This window comes from Vreelandella arctica (assembly GCF_037070215.1).
In the GTDB taxonomy this organism is placed as follows: Bacteria; Pseudomonadota; Gammaproteobacteria; order Pseudomonadales; family Halomonadaceae; genus Vreelandella; species Vreelandella arctica.
Window position 1 is genome coordinate 1 of record NZ_JBANSN010000037.1, and the last position, 25,550, is coordinate 25,550.

General features: G+C 55.7%; 20 protein-coding genes. 13 read left to right on the plus strand and 7 right to left on the minus strand.

Features of this window, described 5'->3' with window-relative positions; translation table 11 throughout:
- Nucleotides 1-368 precede the first annotated feature (368 nt).
- Entirely contained in the window at nt 369-1,523 is a 1,155-nt protein-coding gene (gene lldD / locus V8L70_RS20155) for an FMN-dependent L-lactate dehydrogenase LldD (RefSeq protein ID WP_101146325.1), read from the minus strand.
- 265 nt (nt 1,524-1,788) lie between these two features.
- Here lldD and V8L70_RS20160 point away from each other — a divergent pair, with 265 nt between their 5' ends.
- From V8L70_RS20160 to V8L70_RS20170, 3 genes are read left to right on the plus strand one after another with little or no spacing between them, the layout of a single operon-like run.
- A complete protein-coding gene (locus V8L70_RS20160) occupies nt 1,789-2,562 on the plus strand; it encodes a GntR family transcriptional regulator (protein WP_101146326.1) in 774 nt (257 codons plus the stop codon).
- On the plus strand, nt 2,559-4,478 hold the full coding sequence (locus V8L70_RS20165; protein ID WP_101146327.1) for a sensor histidine kinase: 1,920 nt from the start codon (nt 2,559-2,561) through the stop codon (nt 4,476-4,478). Before V8L70_RS20160 ends, V8L70_RS20165 begins: the two co-directional genes overlap by 4 nt.
- Nucleotides 4,471-5,853, plus strand: coding sequence for a sigma-54-dependent transcriptional regulator (locus V8L70_RS20170; RefSeq protein ID WP_008959635.1), 1,383 nt, complete (start codon nt 4,471-4,473; stop codon nt 5,851-5,853). Before V8L70_RS20165 ends, V8L70_RS20170 begins: the two co-directional genes overlap by 8 nt.
- On the opposite strand, the gene V8L70_RS20175 is transcribed toward V8L70_RS20170, so the two are convergent.
- The 3 genes from V8L70_RS20175 to V8L70_RS20185 form a co-directional block, all read right to left on the minus strand.
- Nucleotides 5,829-6,500, minus strand: a complete 672-nt coding sequence (locus tag V8L70_RS20175) for a metal-dependent hydrolase (protein ID WP_008959636.1) — start codon at nt 6,498-6,500, stop codon at nt 5,829-5,831. The two genes, V8L70_RS20170 and V8L70_RS20175, sit on opposite strands and share 25 nt — an antisense overlap.
- 127 nt (nt 6,501-6,627) lie before the next feature.
- Nucleotides 6,628-7,173 carry a gamma carbonic anhydrase family protein gene (locus V8L70_RS20180; protein ID WP_008959637.1) on the minus strand — a complete coding sequence of 182 codons (546 nt, stop codon included), beginning with the start codon at nt 7,171-7,173 and terminating at the stop codon, nt 6,628-6,630.
- Between the two features lie 51 nt (nt 7,174-7,224).
- On the minus strand, nt 7,225-8,565 hold the full coding sequence (locus V8L70_RS20185) for a sodium-dependent transporter (RefSeq protein WP_101146328.1): 1,341 nt from the start codon (nt 8,563-8,565) through the stop codon (nt 7,225-7,227).
- Between the two features lie 216 nt (nt 8,566-8,781).
- On the opposite strand from V8L70_RS20185, the gene prlC reads away from it, so the two are divergent.
- The 4 genes from prlC (at nt 8,782) to V8L70_RS20205 (ending at nt 14,722) form a co-directional block, all read left to right on the plus strand.
- The gene (gene prlC, locus V8L70_RS20190; protein WP_101146329.1) at nt 8,782-10,830 is read left to right on the plus strand and encodes an oligopeptidase A; all 2,049 of its coding nucleotides are present in this window, start codon (nt 8,782-8,784) and stop codon (nt 10,828-10,830) included.
- Between the two features lie 58 nt (nt 10,831-10,888).
- Entirely contained in the window at nt 10,889-11,140 is a 252-nt protein-coding gene (locus tag V8L70_RS20195; RefSeq protein WP_008959640.1) for a YheV family putative zinc ribbon protein, read from the plus strand.
- 283 nt (nt 11,141-11,423) lie between these two features.
- Nucleotides 11,424-12,416 (plus strand): TAXI family TRAP transporter solute-binding subunit, encoded by a 993-nt coding sequence (locus V8L70_RS20200; protein ID WP_008959641.1) that lies wholly within the window; start codon nt 11,424-11,426, stop codon nt 12,414-12,416.
- Between the two features lie 104 nt (nt 12,417-12,520).
- A complete protein-coding gene (locus V8L70_RS20205; RefSeq protein ID WP_035564887.1) occupies nt 12,521-14,722 on the plus strand; it encodes a TRAP transporter permease in 2,202 nt (733 codons plus the stop codon).
- Between the two features lie 94 nt (nt 14,723-14,816).
- On the opposite strand, the gene metF is transcribed toward V8L70_RS20205, so the two are convergent.
- Nucleotides 14,817-15,659 carry a methylenetetrahydrofolate reductase [NAD(P)H] gene (gene metF, locus V8L70_RS20210; RefSeq protein WP_008959643.1) on the minus strand — a complete coding sequence of 281 codons (843 nt, stop codon included), beginning with the start codon at nt 15,657-15,659 and terminating at the stop codon, nt 14,817-14,819.
- Between the two features lie 141 nt (nt 15,660-15,800).
- Between metF and V8L70_RS20215 the strand changes: the two genes are divergently transcribed.
- On the plus strand, nt 15,801-16,736 hold the full coding sequence (locus tag V8L70_RS20215) for an AEC family transporter (RefSeq protein WP_101146330.1): 936 nt from the start codon (nt 15,801-15,803) through the stop codon (nt 16,734-16,736).
- A gap of 12 nt (nt 16,737-16,748) precedes the next feature.
- Here the strand turns inward: V8L70_RS20215 and ligB are convergent, their stop codons facing one another.
- Entirely contained in the window at nt 16,749-18,425 is a 1,677-nt protein-coding gene (ligB, locus tag V8L70_RS20220) for an NAD-dependent DNA ligase LigB (RefSeq protein WP_101146331.1), read from the minus strand.
- Nucleotides 18,426-18,565: 140 nt separating this feature from the next.
- Complete coding sequence (gene metK, locus V8L70_RS20225; protein WP_008959646.1) at nt 18,566-19,786, minus strand: methionine adenosyltransferase; 1,221 nt, start codon at nt 19,784-19,786, stop codon at nt 18,566-18,568.
- 253 nt (nt 19,787-20,039) lie between these two features.
- Between metK and tkt the strand changes: the two genes are divergently transcribed.
- The 5 genes from tkt (at nt 20,040) to V8L70_RS20250 (ending at nt 25,482) form a co-directional block, all read left to right on the plus strand.
- The gene (tkt, locus tag V8L70_RS20230; RefSeq protein WP_101146332.1) at nt 20,040-22,031 is read left to right on the plus strand and encodes a transketolase; all 1,992 of its coding nucleotides are present in this window, start codon (nt 20,040-20,042) and stop codon (nt 22,029-22,031) included.
- A 3-nt stretch (nt 22,032-22,034) separates the two neighbouring features.
- The gene (locus V8L70_RS20235; RefSeq protein ID WP_008959648.1) at nt 22,035-22,388 is read left to right on the plus strand and encodes a CidA/LrgA family protein; all 354 of its coding nucleotides are present in this window, start codon (nt 22,035-22,037) and stop codon (nt 22,386-22,388) included.
- Nucleotides 22,378-23,103 (plus strand): LrgB family protein, encoded by a 726-nt coding sequence (locus V8L70_RS20240; protein WP_008959649.1) that lies wholly within the window; start codon nt 22,378-22,380, stop codon nt 23,101-23,103. The genes V8L70_RS20235 and V8L70_RS20240 overlap by 11 nt, the downstream gene beginning before the upstream one ends.
- 104 nt (nt 23,104-23,207) lie before the next feature.
- On the plus strand, nt 23,208-24,245 hold the full coding sequence (locus V8L70_RS20245) for a type I glyceraldehyde-3-phosphate dehydrogenase (protein WP_035587409.1): 1,038 nt from the start codon (nt 23,208-23,210) through the stop codon (nt 24,243-24,245).
- 67 nt (nt 24,246-24,312) lie between these two features.
- Nucleotides 24,313-25,482: a phosphoglycerate kinase gene (locus V8L70_RS20250; protein WP_008959651.1), complete on the plus strand. Its 1,170-nt coding sequence runs from the start codon at nt 24,313-24,315 to the stop codon at nt 25,480-25,482.
- Nucleotides 25,483-25,550 lie beyond the last annotated feature (68 nt).

Here is a 25,550-nt window from a genome sequence, read left to right on the forward strand (position 1 = left end):
GCTTGCCTTGATATTTGGTGATTTGTCACCAACGTCAGCAAGCGCCCACATGAATTACCTGATCAAATTGTTAAAGAGCTGTTTCGCTGTCGTGGTTACTGTGAAAGCAACCTGGCGAGCCTTTGACTTGGCTTGCCGCAGCGAGGAAGGCGTATTCTACGCATTTCCTGGTGGTTGTCAACCGCTGTGTTTAGCGGGTGAAGCGAGCGATAAAAAATGCGCTAACCTCCTGACAAACCAAGGCTTTTACACCTTATACACCGCTGGTAACGCTTGGCGTCCCCGGCAGCGGATGCGTACTTTACGGTTTCGCGGACGCGTTGGCAAGAGCTTTTTTAATATTGATAGTAGTAAGGCGCAAGCGACGCTTAATAGACATCGCGGAGCGAAGTTGGAACCAAAGAATCAGACCCGAGGTCGGCGATGCTATGGGCCCCGGTGAGTGTCATTGCTACCCGCATTTCCTTTTCGAATAACTCAAGCAAATGGGTAACGCCAGCCTCGCCGGCAGTGGCAAGAGCATAGATGTAGGCACGCCCAAGCAATACCGTGTCAGCACCCATAGCAATCATCCGCACGACATCAAGTCCGCTGCGTATACCAGAATCAGCCAGTATCGCTATGTCACCTTTAACCGCATCGGCGATAGCAGGCAAAGCACGCGCGGTAGAAAGTACCCCATCAAGCTGGCGTCCACCATGATTAGAAACAACAATGCCATCCGCGCCAAAGCGAACCGCCTCACGAGCGTCTTCGGGATCAAGTATGCCCTTGATGATCATAGGGCCATCCCAGAACTCCCGAATCCACTCCAGGTCTTTCCAGGAGATAGCCGGATCGAAGTTGTCACCAAGCCAGGCAATATAATCTTCAAGCTCCGTTGGCTTACCGCGATAATCAGACACGTTACCTAGATCATGAGGGCGACCATGAATACCCACATCCCAAGCCCAGAAAGGATGCATTGCGGCCTGAGCCATTCGCCGGATTGGCCCATACTTGCCGCTCATACCAGAGTGCGCATCGCGATAACGCGCCCCAGGCACCGGCATATCGACGGTAAAAACCAGCGTTTTGACGCCAGCGGCCTTAGCTTTCTCCAATGCATGCTTCATAAAGCCACGGTCTTTCAGCACATAGAGCTGAAACCAGATAGGCCGATCGACTGCCGAGGCTACTTCATCGATTGGACACACCGATACTGTCGACAGCGTAAACGGTATACCTTTATTAGTAGCTGCGCGCGCCGCCTGCACTTCACCGCGTCTTGCATACATGCCTGCCAACCCCACCGGCGCCAAAGCAATCGGCATGGCAAGGTTCTCACCGAACAGCTCGGTCTCCAGTGACAATGAAGACATATCCTTCAGCACGCGCTGACGTAACGCGATACCGGCAAGATCCTCGACATTATGCCGCAGCGTATGTTCGGTATAAGACCCGCCGTCCGCGTAATGAAACAAAAAGGGCGGGATACGGCGCTTGGCCGCTTGTCGGTAATCCGTGGATGCTGAAATGATCATGGCGAGCCCTATGCAGTGTATGCGTTTTACATCGACGCTCAATTGTTAGAATTGGTTTTACCAATTGACAAAAAAGTAACGCCAACATTAGTGAGGCGCCTTAAGCGTGTCAAACGATGATGCCGCTTTATAGCACCCCACTGCGCTATACTTTAGTTTAAAGCCGCTATTTATGGGCCTGACAACACCCCCTGCCCTAGAGACTCTTGAGCTAAGGCTTCAAAGCCCTTAATATTGGTCTTACCAATTAAAGGAGCCAACCAACATGAGCTACCCACCGCTCCGCCAGCAGCGCTTGGCCGATGTAATTACTGAGCGCCTAGAAGCCATGATGTTGGAAGGCAGCCTAAAACCAGGGCAACGTCTGCCTCCTGAGCGTGAATTGGCCGAACGCTTCGGCGTCTCGCGCCCTTCTTTACGTGAAGCAATCCAAAAACTAGCGGCTCGCGGTTTACTGACCAGCCGCCAAGGCGGCGGCACTTTTGTTAACGACGACCTCAGCAATGGTTATACCGACCCATTGCTGGAAATGCTTTCCCGCCACGACGAGTTCAACCTGGATTTACTCGAATTCCGTGATGCCATGGAAGGGATATCCGCTTATTACGCTGCACTGCGTTCAACACCCGCGGATAAGGCCGTTCTGATCCAGCGTTTTAAAGAGCTCGACGGCGGCTTCGCCGGTGCCGACCCTATTCAAGAAGCGAAACTGGATGCAGCGTTCCACCTTGCGATTGCCGAGGCTGCCCATAATGTTTTGCTGCTACATACCATTCGCGGCATTTTTCATCTGCTGGAGAAAAGCATTGTTAATAATCTCGCCCACTTGTTTGCCAAGGAAGGTTCACGCAGCCAATTAATGCAACAGCACCGCGCTCTACTCAATGCCATTTTAGAAGGGCGCGCAGAAGATGCCCGCACTCGCGCCCACGAACATCTAGTGTTTGTCGAAGAAGGATTGTTGGAAATGGCTCGGGCAGAGACACGCGCCCAGCGCGCCCTTCGCCGCGCCCAAGGCAATAGCAAGACACCGGCATGAACAGCGCTGCCATGACCAATCAAGCCCCGGCTCCTTTACCGCTACGTTGGCGGCGCCTGTGGCTACTGGTCATTTCGCTCGGCTTGCTGTTATGTGTTTGGCAGGCTGCTCACCTAGCGCGTGAGCAAGCGCTTTCCAACTTGCAGGACGATGCTGAAAACGAGCTGCGACTGTCTGCCGCCAACTTGAACGGCTATTTGCTGCGCTACGACTACCTGCCGCAAATGCTTGCTACCCGGGAAGGCGTGCAGCGCTTTCTGGCCTCTCCCGACAGCCAAGACCCAATGCCATTGAATATGCTACTGGATCGTTTCCGCTTCACAGCAGGCGTGTCGGACGTCTATCTGCTCAACCGCGATGGCGACACGATCGCCGCCAGCAATTGGCACCGCCCCAATACCTTTATCGGCCAGAACTATGCATTTCGTTCCTACTACACCGATGCCATTGCAGGCGGCCAGGGCCGTTTTTTTGGTTTGGGCATCAAGTCTCTTGAGCGGGGCTACTACTTTTCTTCGCCCGTGTGGCTAGACGACACCTCGCCAGATTCACAGCCAGACGGGGTGTTAGTGGTTAAAGTCCTGCTAGATGACGTTGAAGAGAGCTGGGCGGAACAGGATGCCGAGCTGTTTGTGACCGATAGCGACAACATCATTTTCATGGCCAGCCACCCAGAGCTGCGCATGAACGCACTTTACCCGCTCAGCGATGAACAGCGCCAAACACTGCACGACACTCGCCGCTACGCCATGGAGCCGCTGTCGCCTTCGGGTATAGAAGTCGATGCGCCTTACCGCCAGGGCAGTCAGCTGGTCAGTTTCTCCCAGGGCCCGCTAAGTAACGGCGACTACCTTAGCCTGACCCGGCATATTCCTGAGTTTGGCTGGCAAATGCATATTTTAAAGCCGCTAACACCAGTGATTAGTGCCCAATGGATTGCCGCCCTCATGGCAGGCGGCCTTTATGGTGTGGTAACGCTTGGTGTGGGCATTGGCTGGCAGCGTCTAAGGCTGCGTCGTGAGCGGGAAGCATTTGCCCAACGCGAGCGCAACACTTTGGCCCGCGTGCGTGACGAACTGGAAGTCAGCGTTGAACGCCGCACTCGTGACCTGGTGGCCAGTAATCAGCGCCTTTCCGATGAAATTGAAGAACGTCGCCGCGCTGAAGCCAACTTGCGTCAAACCCAGGATGAGCTTATTCAAGCCGCCAAACTGGCGGTATTAGGGCAACTCGCCGCGGGCATCAACCATGAACTCAATCAACCGCTGGCGGCTATTCGCGCCTACGCAGAAAACGCCCGTCGCTTTATCGCATTAGCCCGCCACGACAAGGCGGATGCCAACCTGGAACAAATTGTCGAGCTGACCGAACGCATGGCGGATATCAGCGCCCAGCTGCGGCAGTTTTCGCGCAAAAGCAGCGAACGCCAGGAGACGATATCGGTACAAGCTTGTATCGACTACGCCTTACGCCTGTTTCAGAGCCGCCTGCGCGAAGGCAATATCAGCATTATTCAGGATTGGCCCGATGAAACGCTGTGGGTAAAAGGCGACCTGGTGCGGCTGGAACAGGTGCTGGTTAACTTAATCGGCAATGCACTGCAGGCTATGAAAGGCGTGCCGACCCCACAACTGATCTTAGGGACGCATACCCACCAGCAGCAGGTCGTTATCAGCGTTACCGATAACGGCCCTGGCATTCCCGAGGAGCATTTAGGGCATATTTTTGAACCCTTTTTTACCACCAAGGCGCCAGGGAGTGGTTTGGGTCTGGGGCTTTCAATCTCTTCACGTATCATGGACGATCTAGGCGGCAAGCTGCAGGCTGCTAACCAACCCGAAGGGGGCGCCTGCTTCACCATTACCCTGCCCCACTCAACATTTACGCACCCCCAGGAGCGCACTCACTATGCATGAGCCGTCGACGCTGCCGGTCATGGTGATCGACGACGAACCGCATCTGCGGATCACCGCCAGCCAAACCCTCGAACTTGCGGGCTACACGCCCTACTGCTTTGAATCGGCAGAACAAGCGCTGGCGGCATTAACGCCGGACTTCCCCGGCGTGATTGTTAGTGATATCCGCATGCCGGGGATGGATGGCATGGCGTTACTGCATGAGCTACACAGCCGCGATGCCACCCTGCCGATTATTTTAATCACCGGCCATGGCGATATTTCTACCGCGGTAGAAGCGATGCGCGCAGGCGCCTGGGATTTTCTCGAGAAGCCCTTTGCCGGTGATCAACTGCTGGATGTGGTACGTCGTGGTATTGAAAAGCGCCAGCTCAGTTTGGAAAACCATCGCCTAAAAGCGGAACTAGAGGTGCAACAGGCCGCATTAGGGCCGCGGTTGGTAGGGCGCACACCGATCATTTCACGGCTGGCCTCGATGATTCAGCGCATCAGCCAAGTGGAAGCCGATGTATTGCTGTTTGGCGAGACAGGCACCGGCAAAGACCTGGTCGCCCGTGCCATTCACGAGCGCAGCGCCCGGCGTAACAGTCCGTTTATGGCCATTAACTGCGGTGCGGTGCCTGAAAACACCATTGAGTCAGAGCTGTTTGGTCATGAAAAAGGCGCCTTTACTGGCGCCGTAGAACGGCGCATCGGCAAGTTTGAACACGCTAATGGCGGCACGGTATTTTTAGATGAAATTGAATCGATGCCCATGGCGCTGCAGGTCAAACTGCTGCGGGTACTGCAAGAGCGCAGCGTCGAGCGGCTAGGCGCCAATGAAACCGTTCCGCTTAATATCCGCGTGATTGCGGCCACCAAAGTCGATCTCAAAACCGCCTCTGAAGAGGGAAATTTTCGCGAAGATCTATACTACCGGCTGAACGTGGTTACCCTGCCGCTGCCCGCGCTGCGTGAGCGGCGCGAAGATATTCCTTTACTGTTTCAACACTTTGCCGTGGTGGCTGCCAACCGCAGCGGGTTGGAAGCGCCAACCCTAGACAGCCCCGCCATTGCCGCCCTGCTGGCCCACGACTGGCCCGGCAATGTACGTGAGCTGCGTAACCTTGCTGAGCGTTATGTGCTGCTGGGTGCTGCTTTTGATTACCGCCTGGACGCGCTGCTGGAAGGGGTCAACGCCGATACCGAAGAGCTCACTCTGCCGCGCCAGGTAGAGCTGTTTGAAAAGAGCCTGATCAGCCAATCATTGGCGCGCTACCACGGCCGGGTAACCGACGTGTGTCGCCACTTAGGCATTCCGCGCAAAACCTTTTACGACAAACTTAAAAAGCATGGACTCAACGCCGACGACTACCGCCACAGCAGCGAGCCTTGATGCAGCAATTCACCCAATACCGACCAGGGCGGCACCCAGGGAATTAGCGTAAACGTCGCAATCAGCATCAACAGATTGGACATCGGCCGACGGCTATCACCTAACTTCAGCGCCGTTCCAAACGAACGCTTTAGCCGGGCACCCTCCAGGTCAACGCTATATATTTCATCCAAACTCAGATGAATCAAAAAACCGACCAACGTGGCAGCCCCGTGGGACCAGGCCAACCACGCTGGCTGGCCGAGTAAGTTAAAACTAAACGCGGCGGCCAGTAGGCTACATAGCCCACCTGCCAGCAGAGAGTGCCAAATACCGCGGTGAACGGTCAGTCGCGAAAATAGTACGCCCGCCAAATAGCGAACACAGAAGTAGATCCCACCACAGGCAACCAACAGCGCACCAGGCGTTAGCCAGGGCTGGAGCAACAGTGCCCCCAGCACCAAGGCAGGCACTGAAAGTAGGTTAAATATCAAACGGATAGAGTGAGAACGGTCGGCATCAATATCGGGCAGAATGCCACCAAACGTGACCAACGCAATCATCACCACCGCCTGGGAAGGCGGCCACCATTGGCCTTTCCAGCCTGCGTAAGCTACTAGCATGCCGCCCGCCGCTGCTACCGTAATATGCGTGCGAAAATTAGCCATGACGCGGCATCCCAGAGTCTGCAAAACAGAAAACTGTATAAATTAACAGATTTCTTGCGGCCGCGACATGACTTATTTAGAAAAAAGGTTGGCTGAGCAACTGCTTAGGCTTTTCTAAGAAAAATGATTAAAGAGACGCTTCTGCCAAGAAACGGTCTTTTAATTTGACGTAGTTACCGGCGGTATAGGGGAAGAAAGCGCGCTCTTTATCTTTCAGCGGCCGCATCGCTTTGGCCGGATTACCAGCATACACATAACCACTTTCCAAATGTTTACCCGGCGTGACGACAGCACCCGCGGCGATAATGACCTCGTCCTCGACGACCGCGCCATCCATCACAATCGCGCCCATCCCTACCAGTATCCGGCTGCCCAGCGTGCAGCCATGCAGAATCGCTTTATGGCCGATCGTCACGTCGTCCCCAATGGTGAGCGGAAAGCCGTCGGGGCTGAAGTCACTTGCGTGGGTAATATGCAGCACGCTGCCATCCTGCACGCTCGTTCGTGCGCCGATACGAATACGGTGCATATCGCCACGAATCACCGTCATTGGCCACACGGAGCAGTCGTCACCCAGCACCACATCTCCAATGACCACGCTGGCCGGATCAATATAAACACGCTCACCCAATTGGGGTTCGATACCTTGATAGCCTCTTAGCGCACTGCTCATCACTCGCTCCTGAAATGTTGGAAGGAAAACGTAGAGAACTTGACCAACCCACTATAGCAACCCGGCCAATAGAACAATAAAGGTCAGCGGAATCGACACCCAGCGGATGATATTACGCCACACTAAGTAGCCGCTCTCACCAACACCTAACGCGCTGACCACCCTTTCACGTGGCATGATCCAAGCCGCAAAAATCGCGATTAGCAGGCCACCCAGTGGCAGAAAAACATCCGGCGGTATACTGCTAACCAGCTCAAAGACGTTGCGCCCGAACAGCGGCCGAAACTCAGCCAGGGAGGAGAAGGAGAAGGCTGATAATAGCCCGATCAACCAGACGCTGAGCGCTACGATCGCCGTCGAAATACTCCGACGCAGCCCCAGCCCTTGCAGCGTGGCGACCATCGGCTCCGCCAGATTAATCGCCGATGTCCAGGTGGCCAACAGCAGCAGTAAAAAGAACACGCTTAGCCATACCGAGCCCCATGGCAGCTCAGAAAAGGCGATAGGCAACGTCACAAACATCAAGCCCGGGCCGTCGGCAGGGTCCATACCCTGAGCGAATACCACTGAGAAAATAGCGATCCCCGCCAGTAACGCCACGCTGATATCGAGTACTGCGACCGCAACCGCCGCCTTGGGTAAGCTTTGCTCTTCCGGCATATAAGCGCCATAGGCCATTAATGCACAGGCCCCCACCGCCAACGTGAAGAAGGCATGGCCCATGGCATGCACCACTACCGATGGTGTCAGCGCCTCGAAAGAGGGTAAGAACAGCCACGCCAGCGCCGTACCAAAACCATCGGTCGTCGCGGCATAGCCCGCCAGTAGCAGCAACAACAGATACAACAGCGGCATCAGCAGGTTGTTCAACCGCTCCAGCCCCTTGGCAACGCCCGCCGCGACTACGCTCATGGTCATAAATAGAAACAGCGAGTGATTAAAAATCAGCAGCCCCGGATTGGCTAAAAAAGATTCAAAGCTGGCACCGATCTCAGCGGCACTCGCGCCATTAAAGTTGCCGTTAACGGAGGCCACCAGAAACTCAATCGACCAGCCGGATACCACCGAGTAGAACGATAAAATGCAGAACACGGTGAGCGCCCCGAACAACCCTAGCCAGCGCCAGTGCGGGGAAGCCCCCGCCTCGGCCGCCAAGGCCCCCAGCGCCTGCATCGGCCCACGCCGACCGGCACGGCCAATCAGGATCTCGGCCATCATTACTGGAATCCCCAGCAGCAGCACGAACGCCACGTAAATCAGCAAAAAGGCCGCGCCACCATTCTCCCCTGCCACATAAGGGAAGCGCCAGATGTTGCCTAACCCCACCGCAGCACCTGTTACCGCCAAGATAAAGGCCCGTTTCGACCCCCAGCGCTCCAGCGTCTCGCTCATCACATGCTCCTGCCATTGGTGGCAATAAAAGGCGGCAAGACTAGCAGGCGCTTGCGTGCAGGCCAAACCCTAAGCGTAAACCCGGATATTAAACATCGTTATTATAGTTATTGAAGCGAACATTGAAACGCAGCCCCACCGCCCGCACTGTGTCATTATTATTGCGCGTTTTGCGCTTCCTATACGGTTTTAAAATTGCTGCCACCTGAGGTGCCTATGTCCACCAACCCGCTGCTTGAAACGCACGAGCTACCCCCCTTTGCTGAGATTCGCGCCGAGCATGTGGAGCCCGCTGTGGAAACGCTGCTTAGCGAGAGCCGCGAAGCCATTGACCGCCTCGCCGAACAGGCAGCCGCCGCCCCGCCAAGCTGGGAGAATTTTGCGGTGCCACTCGAAGCCGTCAATGACCGGCTGACTAAAGCATGGTCACCGGTCTCGCACCTTAACGGCACCATGAACTCTCCAGAATTGCGCGAAGCATATCAGGCATGCCTTGAAAAACTCTCCGCTTTTGGCACCTGGGTTGGACAACACGAAGGGCTGTTTCATGGCTGGCAAGCGCTAAAAGAAGGCCCGGCCTGGGAAACCCTGGATGCCGCACAGCGGCGTACTGTTGAGAATGCGCTGCGCGATTTTCGTCTGGCCGGTGTCGACCTTCCCGCAGACAAAAAAGCCCGCTACGGCGAGATTCAGTCGCGGCTCTCCATGCTGTCAAACCAGTTCTCGAATAACGTGCTGGATGCCACTCAAGCATGGCATAAAGATATCGACAGCCAAGAAGCCTTAGCAGGTGTACCCGAAAGCGCCCTTGAAACATTAAAAGCGACTGCCGAAGCGAAAGGCGTGGCGGGCTACCGTATTACCCTGGATTTCCCCAGTTTTTTCCCGGTGGTTAGCTACGCTGACAACCGCGAGCTGCGTCGCGAAGTGTATACCGCCTTCGTTACCCGCGCCTCAGACCAGGGCCCTGATGCGGGTAAGTTTGATAATGCCGCGATCATGGAAGAGATACTGGCGCTACGTAGCGAAATTGCCCAACTACTCGGCTTTGACACCTACGCTGATTATTCGCTGACTACCAAAATGGCAGAGTCCCCCGAGCAGGTACTCGACTTTCTCAACGACTTAGCCCGCCGGGCGCTTCCCCAGGCGCAAGAAGAGTTTGCCGAGCTAAGTACTTATGCCCGTGACGAACTTGGCCTGGAGGCGTTAGAACCGTGGGATGTTGCCTACGCCAGTGAAAAATTGCGCGAAGCGCGCCATGCTATTTCTCAAGAACAGCTGCGCCCTTACTTTCCCGCGCCACGGGTGGTCGATGGCTTGTTTCAGGTGGTTGAGCGTCTTTATGGCGTGCGCTTTGAAGAAGATACCGAAGCGCCTCGCTACCACCCTGACGTACGCTATTTCCGCATCACCGAAAACGGCCAGCCGATTGCCGGTTTTTATCTGGATCTATACGCCCGTGAAGGCAAACGGGGCGGCGCTTGGATGGCTGATTGCCGCGTGCGGCGTCAAACAGAGCAGGGCCTGCAATTGCCGGTCGCCTTTTTAACCTGCAACTTCACGGCCCCGGTAGGCGGTCGACCTGCGCTGCTCACCCATGATGAAGTCACCACCCTGTTCCATGAGTTTGGTCACGGCCTTCACCATATGCTGACCAAACAGGATATTGCCGATATTTCCGGCATTAATGGCGTTGCCTGGGATGCCGTCGAACTGCCCAGCCAGTTTATGGAAAACTACTGCTGGGAGCGCGAAGGGCTAGACTTGCTCGCCAAACACGTTGATAGCGGCGAACCACTGCCCGCCGAGCTGCTTGAGCGCCTGCAAGCGGCTAAGAATTTCCAATCCGCCATGGGCATGATGCGTCAAATCGAGTTCTCACTTTTTGATTTACGACTGCACCACGAGTTGAGCGCTCCCAGCGCCAGCGACGTACAAAACTTGTTAGATGAAGTGCGCGATGCCGTATCAGTATTGCCGAAAGTAACGTACAACCGCTTTCAGAATAGCTTTGGTCACGTATTTGCCGGGGGCTACGCTGCCGGTTATTACAGCTATAAATGGGCGGAAGTGCTCTCGGCGGATGCCTGGAGCGCCTTTGAAGAGGCCGGTATCTTCGACCCTGAAACAGGACAGCGCTTTCGTTGTGAAATCCTCGAACAGGGCGGTGCCCGAGACGCGGCGGATCTGTTTGTTGCCTTTCGTGGCCGTGAACCCAGCGTCGAACCGCTGCTGCGCCACTGCGGCATTCGCGCTGCTTAAATTTTTTAAACCCTTTCCCATGCGTGGCACCTTGGGTGCCACGCGTTTGGAGTTTTGAATGTCGACTGTTAAACGCTTTATCGCCGGTGTTACCTGCCCGCGCTGTGCGGCGATGGATCGTATCCGCGCCTGGGAACAAAACGGCATCCGTTATCGCGAGTGCGTCAGCTGCGATTTTTTTGAGCAACTGCCCATCGAAGAAGATGCGCTTACTGAGATGACCACTAGGGTCAACCAGGTTCGTGATGATCAGAAACAGCAGGATGTGCAACCCGTACGCATTATGGATCCAGGCAAGTCTTCCCGCTAATTCCCTCCTCTCGCACTGGTCGTATCAGAAGAGCGCAGCAAGTGTGCGGTTATCCGCACACTTAAAAGCCGTTGCCGTGCGAACAACCGGACACAATAGCGAAAAGCCCTTTCCACCAAAGTTGAATAAAAAAATTATAAGCATTTGATTTTAAAGAAATAAATATAAGCTGGCACAACTATCGCTGTTATAACTGCTGCATAGCCTGATTAATGCCGTTCGATGAGCGCTATTACTCGGAATCATCAGACTATAACCCCAATAACAGCTAGGAACTTTCGCCATGCGCAATCAAATGCCTAAAACGTTCACTCTTCTCGCCAGCAGCGCCCTGCTTGTGGCGGCTGCCAGCAGTGCTCAAGCTCAAGCAGACCGTTCCGGTTGGCCTGACAACTTCACTGTAGGTACCGCAAGCCAAGGCGGCACTTACTTCGTTTACGGTTCAGGCTGGGCAAACTTTATTGCTGATGAGCTGGGTGTATCGGGTGGCGGTGAAGTCACCGGTGGCCCTACTCAAAACCTGGCACTCGTGCACACGGGCGACATGGCATTTGGCTTAACCACCATGGGTCCCGCTTCTGATGCCATTAAAGGCGAAAGCCCACTGGCGCCTGGTATGAAGATGGACAATGTATGCGCCATGTTCCCCATGTACGAAACGCCGTTCTCCATTACCGCGCTTGCTGACAGCGGCATTGAGTCAATCTCCGATATTCCGGATGGCGCACGTATCGGTTTTGGTCCGGCTGCCTCAACGTCTGACACTTACTTCCCGGCCATTTTAGAAACCTTGGGCGTTGACTTCGAGCGCCGTAACGGCGGCTGGTCAGACCTGGGCGGTCAGTTGCAGGATGGCCTACTTGACGTTGTTGCCTTCGCTGCGGGCATTCCGATCCCGGCAGTTAGTCAGTTGGAAGTACAAACTGACGTCAACATCATCGAATTTAATGAAGAAGAGTTAGCTACGGTACTGGAAAACTACCCAGTCGCTGAATTCATGATCCCGGCGAACACTTATACAACGCTTGAAGAAGATGCTCGCGCTGTCTCCATGTGGAACTTCGCTATCGCTGGCTGTGATCTGCCGGAAGACTTCGTTTATGAAGTCACCAAAGCCACCATGGAAAACAACGACCGTATGCGCTCTGTGCACCGTAGTGCTGAAACCACCATTCCAGAAAACATCAAGCACAACACCGTGCTGCCGTTCCACCCCGGTGCTGCTCGCTGGTATGAAGAGAACGGCTATGAAATTGCTGATGACATGATCAACTAAGCAACCTTAAACCGTTCTAACTGCCCCGTTTCCGGTTTCGCCGGGCGGGGCAGCTTTCGCTGCTCCCCCCCCTTTGTCTGCTTTTGCTGTGAGGGTGAACTCTAATGAGTCACAAAACCGACCAAGAACCCACTGGCCTCAAGGATGATGCCCACGCGGCTTCTGCGATACCAGAGTCTATTGCTGATGGTGTCGATGACGACGTTGTTGAACCCAATCGCCGCCTGTTTACGGGCTGGCAATTCTTGCTATTTGCGGCATTAGCGATCGCTTACTCAAGTTTCCATCTGATTTCACTCAACGTGTATCCGATGGAAACCTGGTCGTTTCGTATCGTACACATTGCCGGTGCGCTTATTCTGGGTTACGGGCTATTTGCCGGTGCCCGCTTTGCCGAGGACGATCATCAGGCGTCAGGCGCCTGGATTAAGTGGGTTAGCTATGCGCTACTGATCCCCGCTGCCTATACCTTGGCGCAAGTTTTCGTGATGTACCAAACGCTCAGCGGTAGTGCCATGCGCATCGACCCAAGTGTCGAAAACTGGCACTACGGCTATCCGCTCATGGCGACCACGGCGGGTGCGATTGTGCTGTCATGGTTTTACCGTCAAGCTCGGCACCGCTTCAACCCTGCCGATTTGGTGCTGATGGTTTGCGCGATGGCGAGCGCAGGCTATTTGCTAGTGGCTTATAACACCAATATCCGTATGTCGACGGGTACGTCGTTTGCGCCGTCAGGTATTTCCTGGGCGGCCATCGCAGGTTCTCTGCTGATTCTAGAACTTACTCGCCGAGTAGCTGGTTTAGCGTTAGTGGTGATTTCCGCAGTCTTTTTGACCTACGTTTTCGCCGGTCCTTATTTACCGGGCTTTTTGGGCTATCCGGGCCTGTCACTGCAGCGTTTCTTCAGCCAGGTGTACACCGATGCCGGTATCCTCGGGCCCACCACGGCAGTGTCATCGACCTATATTATTCTGTTCATCATTTTTGCCGCATTTCTTCAAGCTTCGAAAGTCGGCGACTACTTCGTTAACTTTGCCTTTGCCGCAGCGGGTCGTGCTCGCGGTGGCCCCGCTAAAGTGGCTATTTTCGCCTCTGGCCTGATGGGCATGATCAACGGCACATCGGCGGGTAACGTGGTTTCTACCGGCTCCCTGACCATTCCTTTGATGAAGAAAGTCGGTTATCCCGCGCGTAGTGCGGGTGCCATCGAAGCCGCCGCTTCAACCGGTGGGCAGATCATGCCGCCAATCATGGGTGCTGGCGCGTTCATCATGGCTGAAGTGACCGGTATTCCGTATACCGAAATTGCCATTGCGGCGATCATTCCTGCCATCCTCTATTTTGCCTCTATCTACTTTATGGTCGACTTTGAAGCCGCCCGTAAAGGCATGCGTGGCATGCGCAAGGATGAGATCCCGCTGTTCTCGAAGCTGGTGAAACAGGTTTACCTGTTTGCGCCCATTATTATCCTGATTGTCGCGCTGTTCATGGGCTACTCGGTTATCCGAGCGGGCACCCTGGCAACCGCTTCAGCCGCCGTTGTGAGCTGGATTTCGCCCAATAAAATGGGCCTTCGTGCAATCCTTAAAGCCCTGCAGATTGCGGGCACCATGTCGATTCAGATTATCGCCGTGTGCGCCTGTGCGGGCTTAATCGTCGGGGTGATTTCACTGACGGGTGTCGGTGCACGCTTCTCATCGCTGCTGCTTGGTTTAGCCGGTGTCAGCCAACTGCTAGCGCTTGTGTTTGCCATGTTGATCAGCATTTTGTTGGGGATGGGCATGCCGACCACCGCCGCCTATGCGGTGGCCGCGTCCGTCGTTGCGCCAGGCCTAATCAATATCGGTATTGAGCCACTGATCGCGCACTTCTTCGTGTTCTATTTTGCCGTCGTGTCGGCGATCACCCCGCCCGTTGCCTTGGCCTCTTATGCAGCCGCCGGCATTTCTGGCGACAACCCCATGGGCACGTCAGTGGCGTCGTTCAAGATTGGCTTGGCCGCGTTCATTGTGCCGTTTATGTTCTTCTACAGCCCGGCCATGCTGATGGAAGGCTCGCCGATGCAGATCTTGCGTGTTGGGGTGACTGCAACGCTGGGGATTGTTCTGCTGTCGGGCATGGTACAAGCGTGGTTCTTTGGACCGGTTAATGCTTGGCAGCGCGTTGTCATGCTGGTGGGGGCGATGTTTATGATCTACGGCGGTATCTATACCGACGTCCTCGGCCTCGCGATTGGTATCGTGCTATTCGTTATGCAGCGCAAGCTACACGGCGGTGGTAATAAAACAGCGCAAGCTGGCTGAGTGGTTTAAGCCGCTAAATACGAAGCGTAAAAAAACCCCGCTCAACGTTGTTGAGCGGGGTTTTTAGTTAAGCGCCAACCAGTAATAAAGGGGCTTAGTCAGTCAGGTTGTCGACGACCTTCAGCACCGGTGCGGCTTGGTTAAGGGTATAAAAGTGCAGGCCTGGCGCACCACCATCCAGCAACCGTTGGCAAAGACGGCTCACCACATCGGTGCCAAAAGCGGCAATCGCTTCGCTGTCATCACCATACGATTCCAACTGCTTGCGAATCCAGCGCGGGATCTCGGCACCACAGGCGTCAGAGAAACGCGCCAGCTTGGTGTAGTTGGTAATCGGCATAATGCCGGGGATAATCGGCTGCTCAACGCCGAGCGCGCGGGCTTTATCAACGAAGTTGAAATAGGCATCGGCGGTGAAGAAGTACTGGGTGATGGCCATGTTGGCCCCCGCCTTCATTTTACGCGCGAAGTTTTCCACATCCTTATCAAGATTAGGCGCCTGTGGATGAGATTCAGGATAAGCGGCTACGGCGATATCGAAATGGTCACCGGTTTCCGTGCGAATAAACTCAACCAATTCGTTGGCATAACGTAGCTCACCAATGCTTCCCATACCGGAGGGCATGTCACCACGCAGCGCTACCAGGCTATCCACGCCCTCTTCCCGGTACTGCGCCAGCAGGTCGCGCAGCTGAGCTTTTTCACTTCCAATACAAGAAAGGTGCGGCGCGGTGGTGATGCCACTCTCGCCGACCGCACGCACTACCTCGCGGGTACGCGCCTGAGTCGACCCACCGGCGCCGTATGTCACCGAGAAAAAACGCGGTTTGCGGGCGGCCAGCTCATCACGAACGTGGATCAGCTTGTCGCGCCCAGCATCGGTATTGGGCGGGAAGAACTCAAAGCTGATGCCTAACGGATGCTCGTGGCTGCTCATGGGATTTCCTTTTTAGATCAATAGTGATGATATTTGGGGTATTCTCGCTGTTCCATTGCGCTGGGGCTAATGAAAGATTTCACGCTCGGCCTTTAATTCGGCTCATGTTCGTCAGTCACCACATATTTTACGGGAGGGTAAATGGATATTGCACCTGCGGCCCTGGTTGGGCCACTACTGATGTTACTGAGCTATGTGGCGTTAGGCTGGCTCGCCGCCCAACGGCTTAAACTGGATCCTCGCCCGATTGCCACGCTATTGGTTTACCTGATTGCCCCCTTTACCATTTTCCGTGCATTGATGAACGGTGGCCCGACACCTGACTATTTGCTGCTGACATTAGCGCTGTTCATTTTGGCGAGCCTCATGGCGCTGGTGGTACAACGCATTACGCGCCACCGTTTTGGTGAACATGAAGCCGCCCTGCTGGCGTTCTCCTCAGGGACGGGCAACACCGGCTATTTCGGGTTGCCGATCGCGCTAATCTTGCTGCCCCCCGAGGGCGTCACTCTTTACCTGTTCTGCATGCTGGGGATCAATATCTACGAATTTACCGTAGGCTTTTACCTTAGCGCGCGCGGGCGCTTTTCAGTGCGTGAGAGCTTGATCAAAATTTCACGTCTACCGCTTATTTACGCCTTTTTATTAGCCTTAATGCTTAGCGCTTTGGAAGTAACCATCCCCACCGCGGTAATGAGTTCGCTACAAGTCTTCCCCGCTACGTATACGCTACTGGGCATGATGATCATTGGCATGACGCTCAGCCAAGTAACGCTTGCCGCCTGGGACTCACGCTTTGTAGCCACCTGTCTGGGCCTTCGCTATCTGCTCTGGCCGCTCGTCATGTTGGGAGCTGCTTTAATACTACAGTGGGTGGCACCTCTTTCCACGGAACTGGCCTTGGCACTGCTGTTGATAGGCGTGGTACCCATGGCTTCCAACGTAGTGGTGGTGGCCATGGAGCTGGGTATTCAGCCACAAAAAGGCGCGTTAGCCGTGCTGGTCACCACACTGCTCGCGCCGCTGCTGATTCCGCTTTATCTCGGTTTGATGCTGCGTCTCACCGGGCTTGGTTAGTGAGTGAGTTAGCTAAAACCCTGCAACCCCCGCCTGCTGCAACTGCCGAGCCATGCGCTGCACGTCGGGGTGGCTGAAAAACGCTACCAGCGCATCAGCACGAACCCGACCGACGCCAGGAACGGCTTGCCACTCTTCGCGCTGGTAGCCTGCTAACTCATCCCAATCCCCACGAACTGACTCGCTACCCGGCGGCGCCCCCAGTGCACTCAGCCATGCCGAAAACGGCCTGCTACGGGCAACCTGAAACTGCTCAATGAGCGCAGCGGCAGTGACCTCACCAATGCCATACGCCAGCTTTAGCTGACGTGGTTCAACCTCCAACCAGTCCAGTAAATGAGTGACTACGCCCGCGTCCATCAGCGCTTGCCAGGTACCTTCACCAATACCCTGCATGCCAAGCTGCTCGCCAAGATGGGTGAGCCGCGCCAGCAACTGGGCATCGCAGCCAAGGGTTAATTCAAAGCAGCTCAGCAGGTTAAAGCGCTGGGGTGAAGGCGGAGTCAACGGCGAGCGCTCCTGGGTATGCCACACCACCTCGCTTAACTGGGGAATCGTTAACCCGCCCAAGAAGATCGCCACTTGATCGCCAGGTCGAACATCCAGTGCTTCCCAGCGCTCCAGCGAGCCTAACGAAACACGGCTGATGCGACGCCCCTCCAGCTGTACCGGGTTAAGCCACACCAGCGGCGTCACACGGCCGGTACGCCCTACGCGAAATTCAATGCCGCGTACTTCCGCTAGCGCCTGCTGAGCGGGGTATTTCCAGGCAATGGCCCACTCCGGCGGTGACGATGACCAGCTCCGTACGCCAGGGCGCTCGGCTTGTTTGATGACCACGCCGTCGGTGGCAAACGGCAGCGGGCCGTTGAACCAGCTATCGCGCCAGTAAGTGGCATCACGTCGGTCATCTAGCGGCTGGGTATAGCTGGCAGTATCAAAGCCCAGCGCGGTAAGACGCGCTAAACGCTCGTCCATACCAGTAGGCCCGTCGGGCCAATCCCAAACAAACAGGCCAATACGCTCAAGGGTGGCCACGGTAGGTGAGGACTGCGCCATTGCTCCCGCCACGGCGCCCCGGGCACCCGATGCGGGTGACCGTGACTGCACGTGCTGGGTTAGCCGCCAGTACAATTCGCCTTGGAGCACCGCAGAAATAGGCTCAGGCAGCGTACTGGGAACAGCGGGTAACTGGCGCGCCCGACTCGTCCAGTTTTGGCCCCGCTCGCCATCGCCACGGCTAACGGCTTCGACCAATTCGCCATCGACATAGCGCAGCGTAATCGCCACGCCGTCTACCTTGGGTTGAATCCATAGGTCTTCGCGGCGGCTGGTAAAGCGCCTGACTCCGTCGTCATCGGCTTTAGTAAGCCCACGCTGCGCCGCCGGATGATCGAGAGTACCGCTGCTTCGGGTAACTCGCGAAAGCGGGCGATGGGCTGGTGAATTACCTAAGCAACGTTGCCAAGTGGCTAGGCGCTCTACGGCTTGGTCGTAGAGGGCGTCATTGATCAGCGTGACGCCCTCGTCATGGTAGGCTGTGTCCCAGCGTTGAACCTGCTCGGCCAGTGCTTGGCTTTCGCGAGTCAAGCGCTCCTTCGACCAATCAGGGCACTCGGCAGCCTGTGCGGAAAACGTGACAAGCCCGATAAGGCTAGCGAATACCCACGCAACGAGACCACTTGCCATCTTGCCCCTCCTCTTCACACGAATCGTTAGCAAATAGACTTAGCCTAACGCAGGGCTTCGAAGCAGCGCATAAAAAAAGCCCCCGGCCGGAGCCAAAGGGGCGATTTCATACATTGCTTACAAACGCAGTAGCGAATGTCTTACAAATTGGCCGCCTTGCGCAGCGCATCGGCTTTATCAATTTTTTCCCACGGAAAGGCGGTAAAGGTTTCGGTATGTTCCTCGCCTTTATCATCGCTCCAAGTGTAGCTGTGCTCGAACGGCGCGCGACCAAAGTGGCCGTAAGCGGCAGTGAGCTGATACATCGGGTGGAGCAGGTCGAGCATTTTGGTGATTGCGTAAGGGCGCAGATCGAAATGCTCGCGAACCAGCGCAACGATCTGTTTATCGTCAATTTTGCCGGTACCAAAGGTATCGATCGACACGGAAGTGGGTTCGGCCACACCAATGGCGTAAGAGACCTGAATCTCACACTTGTCTGCCAGGCCCGACGCAACAATATTTTTAGCCACATAGCGACCCGCGTAGGCGGCGCTGCGGTCAACTTTAGAGGGGTCTTTGCCTGAAAATGCACCACCACCGTGACGTGCCATGCCGCCGTAAGTATCGACGATGATCTTACGCCCCGTTAGGCCACAATCGCCTACCGGGCCGCCAATGACGAACTTGCCGGTCGGGTTAATGTGGTACTGGGTGTGCTCATCCAACCATTCAGCGGGGATCACTTGCTCAATGACCTCGCGCTTGATCATTTTACGCAGATCTTCCTGATCGATGTCAGGATCGTGTTGCGTGGAAAGCACGATGGCATCGACACCGCAAGGCTGGCCTTCGGCATTATAGCGGAAGGTGACCTGGCTCTTGGCATCCGGGCGCAGCCACGGCAGTAGGCCATTTTTACGCAGTTCGGCCTGACGCTCGACTAAACGGTGCGAGTAGTGGATCGGCGCGGGCATAAACGAATCAGTTTCGTTGGTCGCGTAGCCAAACATTAAGCCCTGATCGCCTGCGCCCTGATCTTCCGGCTTGGTACGGTCGACGCCTTGGGCAATATCGACACTCTGCTTACCGATCAGGTTAACCACGCCACAAGTCGCGCCATCAAAGCCGACATCAGACGAGTTATAGCCGATGCTGATAATCACATCGCGCACGAGAGTTTCTAAATCAACCCAGGCGGAGGTGGTAATTTCGCCGGCAATGATCGCCACCCCGGTTTTTACCATGGTTTCACAGGCAACACGCGCCTGTTTATCACGGGCGATGATGGCATCTAACACCGCGTCAGAGATCTGATCGGCAATCTTATCGGGATGACCTTCGGAGACGGACTCGGAGGTAAACAGGGAATATTCGCTCATCGCGCACTCGACCCTCTGTATGACGGCTGTCTCTAATCCACAGCATCAGCAGGAAATCATGGCAGGTAACTCCTGCCCGTAAGAGAAGCGGCAGCACCACTTTCTCCACCACTTCGGGGGGCAGAGTCTACACGCTGTCGGCGATGCTTCCCAGAACGCGCTTACCAGAATTTGCCATCATATTTGCCGCAACATGGGAAGTCAGCGACAATAGCGGCTTTATAATTTCTGTTTCCAGGCGAGGAGCACCCCCATGCCATCCCGTTTTGAGCTAGCCAATGCCATTCGCGCGCTTTCCATGGATGCCGTTCAGAAGGCCAAGTCCGGCCACCCTGGTGCGCCCATGGGCATGGCGGATATTGCCGAGGTGCTATGGAATGACTACCTCAAGCACAATCCCGAAGACCCCAAGTGGGCCGATCGTGATCGGTTCGTGCTTTCCAATGGTCACGGCTCCATGCTGCTTTACTCTCTACTGCACCTAAGCGGCTATGAGCTAAGCCTGGAACAACTGCAGAATTTCCGCCAGCTGCACTCGCCCACCGCGGGCCACCCGGAATTCGGCTACGCGCCGGGCATTGAGACCACCACCGGCCCGCTCGGCCAGGGCTTTGCCAATGCGGTAGGCTTTGCGATTGCAGAAAAAACCCTGGCGGCGCAGTTCAATCGCCCTGGCCACAGCATTGTTGATCACCACACCTGGTGTTTCCTGGGTGACGGCTGCTTGATGGAAGGCATCTCCCACGAAGCGGCCTCACTAGCGGGTACCCAGCAGTTGGGTAAATTGATCGCGCTTTATGACGACAACGGCATCTCCATTGATGGCGAAGTCGAAGGCTGGTTTACCGACGATACCGCCAAGCGTTTTGAAGCTTACGGCTGGCACGTGGTACCGAATGTCGATGGTCACAAGCCCGAAGAAGTAAAAGCCGCTATTGAGCTGGCCAAGAGCCACGACGATAAGCCGAGCCTGATTATTTGCAAAACCATCATCGGTTTTGGCGCGCCCAACAAGCAGGGCAAAGAGGAAGCCCACGGTGCGGCATTGGGTGATGACGAAGTCGCCCTGGCCCGCATCCAGCTTGATTGGCCCCACGCTCCGTTCCATATCCCTGAGCCCATCTACTCCGCCTGGGATGCCCGTGCCGCTGGAAAAGCAGCCCAGCAGGCGTGGGATGAGCGCTTTGCTCGCTATGCCGAGGCCTTCCCCAGCGAAGCGCGGGAGTTTAAGCGCCGAATGAAGCGCCAGCTGCCCACCGAACTTGCCACTGAAGCACTGATCGAGCAGGCCCAAGAACGCGGAGAGACCATCGCGTCTCGCAAAGCTTCCTTTGAAGTGTTGAATACGATTGGCCCGCAAATGCCGGAACTGCTGGGTGGCAGTGCCGATTTGGCGCCCTCCAACCTGACCTTCTGGAAAGGCGCCAAGGCGATCACTCCAGAAGACGCCAGCGGTAACTACCTGCACTACGGTGTCCGTGAGTTTGGCATGGGAGCCGTCATGAACGGGATCGCTCTGCACGGCGGTCTGGTACCTTACGGCGCGACCTTCCTGATCTTTATGGAGTACATGCGTAACTCGATCCGCATGGCGTCGCTGATGGGCCAGCAGGTGATTTACGTCTTTACCCACGACTCCATTGGCCTGGGTGAAGATGGCCCGACCCACCAACCGATTGAGCAACTTACCAACCTGCGTACCACGCCGAACCTCAATACTTGGCGCCCTTGTGATGCAGTGGAAACCGCCGCCTCTTGGGATGCCGCCATCAAGCGCCACTCAGGCCCCACGGCGCTGGTGCTGTCCCGCCAGAACCTGCCCCACCAGCAGCGCACGAAAGCGCAGTTGGCAGCGATCCAAAACGGTGCGTACGTTCTCAAGGACAGCGAAGGAACGCCGGAGTTGATACTGATTGCCACCGGTTCAGAAGTGTCGTTGGCGATGGACGCCGCTGCCGAGCTTGAGCAGCAAGGCAAAGCCGTACGCGTAGTTTCCATGCCCTCGGCTTACCGCTTTAACGGTCAAGACGCTGAGTACCGTGAGAGCGTGCTGCCTAAAGCAGTCACCAAGCGTATCGCGATCGAAGCAGCTCACGCCGACTACTGGTACAAGTATGTAGGTCTGGACGGCCGCGTGATCGGCATGACCACTTACGGCGAATCCGCCCCGGCGGGCGACCTGTTCAAGCACTTCGGCTTTACCGTCGAAAATGTGGTCAAGCAAGCCAACGAACTACTCGGCTAAGCCATGCCCGCACTCAGTGGCTTTCTATGGTTGATTAGCTACTGGCTGATCGGTGAAGTGGTGATTCATGTCACTGCTTTACCGATCTCGTCAGGCGTTATCGGCATGTTGCTGCTATGCGTTACTCTCGCTATCCGTGGTCGCGTTCCTGGCAGCATTGCTGCTGCCGCCCAGCCGCTAATTGCCCTGCTCGCTATGCTGATAATGCCCGGCGTAGTGGGGGTGTTTTTTATTATCGGCGAGCTGGCCGGGCAATGGAGCGCTATTCTTATCGCGCTAGTACTAGGCACATTACTCAGCGTGTTTACTACGCTTTGGCTGCTTAAACGCCTCATCGGACAGTCACATGTCCGATGATTCATCGCTGCTCGCCCTGTTAACCACCACGCCATTGTTTGCGGTGGGGTTAACGCTTACCGCTTATCTAATTGGTAACGGGCTATTTCAGCGCCTAAAACGTCCCTCTTGGCTGCCCGCCATTTTGATCGCGGCGCTGCTGTTGGCAGGGGCATTAGCCCTGATAGGGCTGCCTTACGCTACCTACCAGCAAGGTGCCACTTGGTTAACGGTGCTGCTGGGGCCAGCCACGGTGGCGCTAGGCATGCCGCTTTACCAACAGTTACCGCGTATCGTCGAACTATGGCGGCCTTTGGCGATTTGTTTGCCCATCGCCGCGGCGCTAGCGGCTTTCTATTCGCTGGCAATTGCCTGGTTACTGGGTAGTTCGAACACGATACTCGCCTCCATTGCGGCCAAATCCGTTACTGCGCCGATTGCGATTGGCATAACCGAGCAACTTGGCGGAACGGTAGCGCTACTGTTAGGGGCGCTGTTGATCACTGGCGTCATCACGATTCCCTGTGTCAGTCTCGCCGCGCGCTTTTTACATATTGATGACGAACGCCTGATCGGTTTTGCGCTTGGGCTTAACGGTCATGCAATTGGTACCGTTAGAGCGTTTGAACTCAGCCCCACGGCTGGCGCATTTGCCTCGCTGGGAATGAGCCTTACCGGCATTTTCACTGCCGTGTTGCTACCTCTCGCCTGGCGGCTGTTAGGGATGGGTGGCTGATAGGAACCGGCAACTGATAAGAATCGCCGGCAGAAATGCGTTATCATTCCACGGTTTTCGACGTCATTTTCATGATTGATTCACTTTTAAGAGCCGCCCTCCGCATGGCTAATTCTGCTCCCCGGTATCGCATCGCCATTAACGGTTACGGACGCATTGGCCAATGCGTGCTTCGGGCGCTCGTTGAGCGGCACCACCCGGAAATTGAAGTGGTCGCCATTAACGAGCTCTCCGATCTTGCCACTATCACCTACTTGACCCGCTATGACACTACCCATGGCCGCTTCCCAGGTGAGGTGGATAACGACGGCGAGTGTCTAGTGGTCAACGGCCAACGTATTCAGGTGCTATGCGAACAAGATCCGCGCAAGCTGCCCTGGAAGGCGTTTGATGTGGACCTGGTGCTGGAGTGCTCTGGGAGCTTTAAAGATCGTGCCACTGCCGAGCAGCATTTAAAGGCAGGCGCTAAGCGGCTGCTGTTTTCCCAGCCTGCGGAAAATGATGTCGACGCCACCATTGTATGGGGTATTAATGAAGGCGAGCTGGCGCTTTCCCAGCGCATCCTTTCTGCCGCTTCGTGCACCACCAACTGTCTTGTGCCGCTGTTAACCATTCTGGATGAAGCGCTCGGCCTTGAGCACGGTGTCACCACGACCATTCACTCGGCGATGAACGACCAGCCGGTGATTGATGCGTATCATCAAACCGACTTGCGTCTTACCCGCTCGGCAATGCACTCCATTGTGCCAGTGGATACCGGCTTGGCGCTCGGCATCAGCCGCTTAATGCCTCACCTGGCGGGCCGTTTCGAGTGCCTGCACGTACGCGTTCCTACCATCAATGTTTCTGCGATGGATGTCGCGTTGACGGTTCGCCGTGATACTCACCGGGATGATGTCAATGCGCTGCTGCTGGCCGCCAGTCAGCAGCGCTTAAAGGGCGTACTTGGCTATACTGAAGCACCTATGGCGTCGGTTGATTTTAACCACGACCCGCGCTCAGGCATTCTCGATGCCACCCAAACACGGGTGGCCGGTAAGCGCCTTATCAAGCTGTTGTGCTGGTTCGATAATGAGTGGGGGTTCGCTAACCGGATGCTCGATATTAGTCAGCGATTGGCCACACTTTCGGCACAGACATAACCTGTTGGCATTATTGGTTTACTTTTTACTTTCAGCTCAATGGCATAAACACGAGGAAACCGCTCACATGAACGTGAAAAAGATGACTGACCTTCCCCTGGAAGGACAACGCGTGCTGATCCGTGAAGATTTGAATGTGCCCATCAAACATGGCCGCGTCACCAGTGACGCCCGCCTGCGAGCCGCCCTGCCAACCATTCAAGCAGCGGCGAAAGCGGGGGCAAAAGTGATGCTCATGAGCCATTTAGGTCGCCCTACTGAAGGCGAGCCCGCCGAAGAATTCTCACTCGCGCCGGTGGCTGAGCATTTGGGGGAGCTGTTAGGTCGCCCCGTGCCGCTAATCAAAGCGTATCTTGGTGAGACGTTAGAAATCGCCAACGGCGATGTCGTTCTACTAGAGAACGTGCGTTTCAATAGCGGCGAGAAAAAAGATGACGAACAGCTGGCGCAGCAGTACGCCGCGCTGTGCGATATCTTTGTCATGGATGCCTTCGGCACCGCCCACCGAGCGCAAGCCTCTACCCATGGTGTGGCGCGCTTTGCCCCCAGCGCCTGCGCAGGTCCACTGCTTGCCCAAGAATTGGATGCCTTAGAGAAAGCCCTGGCGAATCCGGCACGCCCCATGGCGGCGATTGTGGGTGGCTCAAAAGTCTCTACCAAATTGGACGTGCTTACTGCGCTGGCCGACAAATGCGACCAGCTGATCGTGGGCGGCGGCATCGCCAACACCTTTATCGCCGCTGCGGGCTATAATGTCGGCAAATCACTCCATGAAGCCGATTTGATTGGCCAGGCAAAAGCCCTGATGGAGAAGGTGTCGATTCCGTTACCCACCGATGTCGTGGTGGCCACTGAGTTTTCTGAATCGGCAGAGGCCATTGTCAAACCGGTCGATCAAGTGGCTGACAACGAGATGATTCTAGATATTGGCCCCGATACCGCCGCTCACTTGGCCGGTATGCTTAAAGATGCTGGCACCATTTTGTGGAATGGCCCCGTCGGGGTATTTGAAATCGATCAGTTCGGCAAAGGCACCCAGGTTATCGCCCAGGCTATCGCTGATAGCGCAGGTTTCTCGATTGCGGGCGGTGGTGATACGTTAGCGGCCATTGATAAATATGCTATTGCTGATCGTGTTTCCTATATCTCCACCGGCGGCGGTGCTTTCCTTGAGTATGTCGAAGGCAAGCAGTTGCCCGCCGTAGCAGCGCTCGAAGCTGCCGCCAAACGCGGTTAATATGGGGCGACTTAAACCACCCGAGCAATAAAGCCGCGGTGTTACTAGCCCCATTGTGACAACATGCT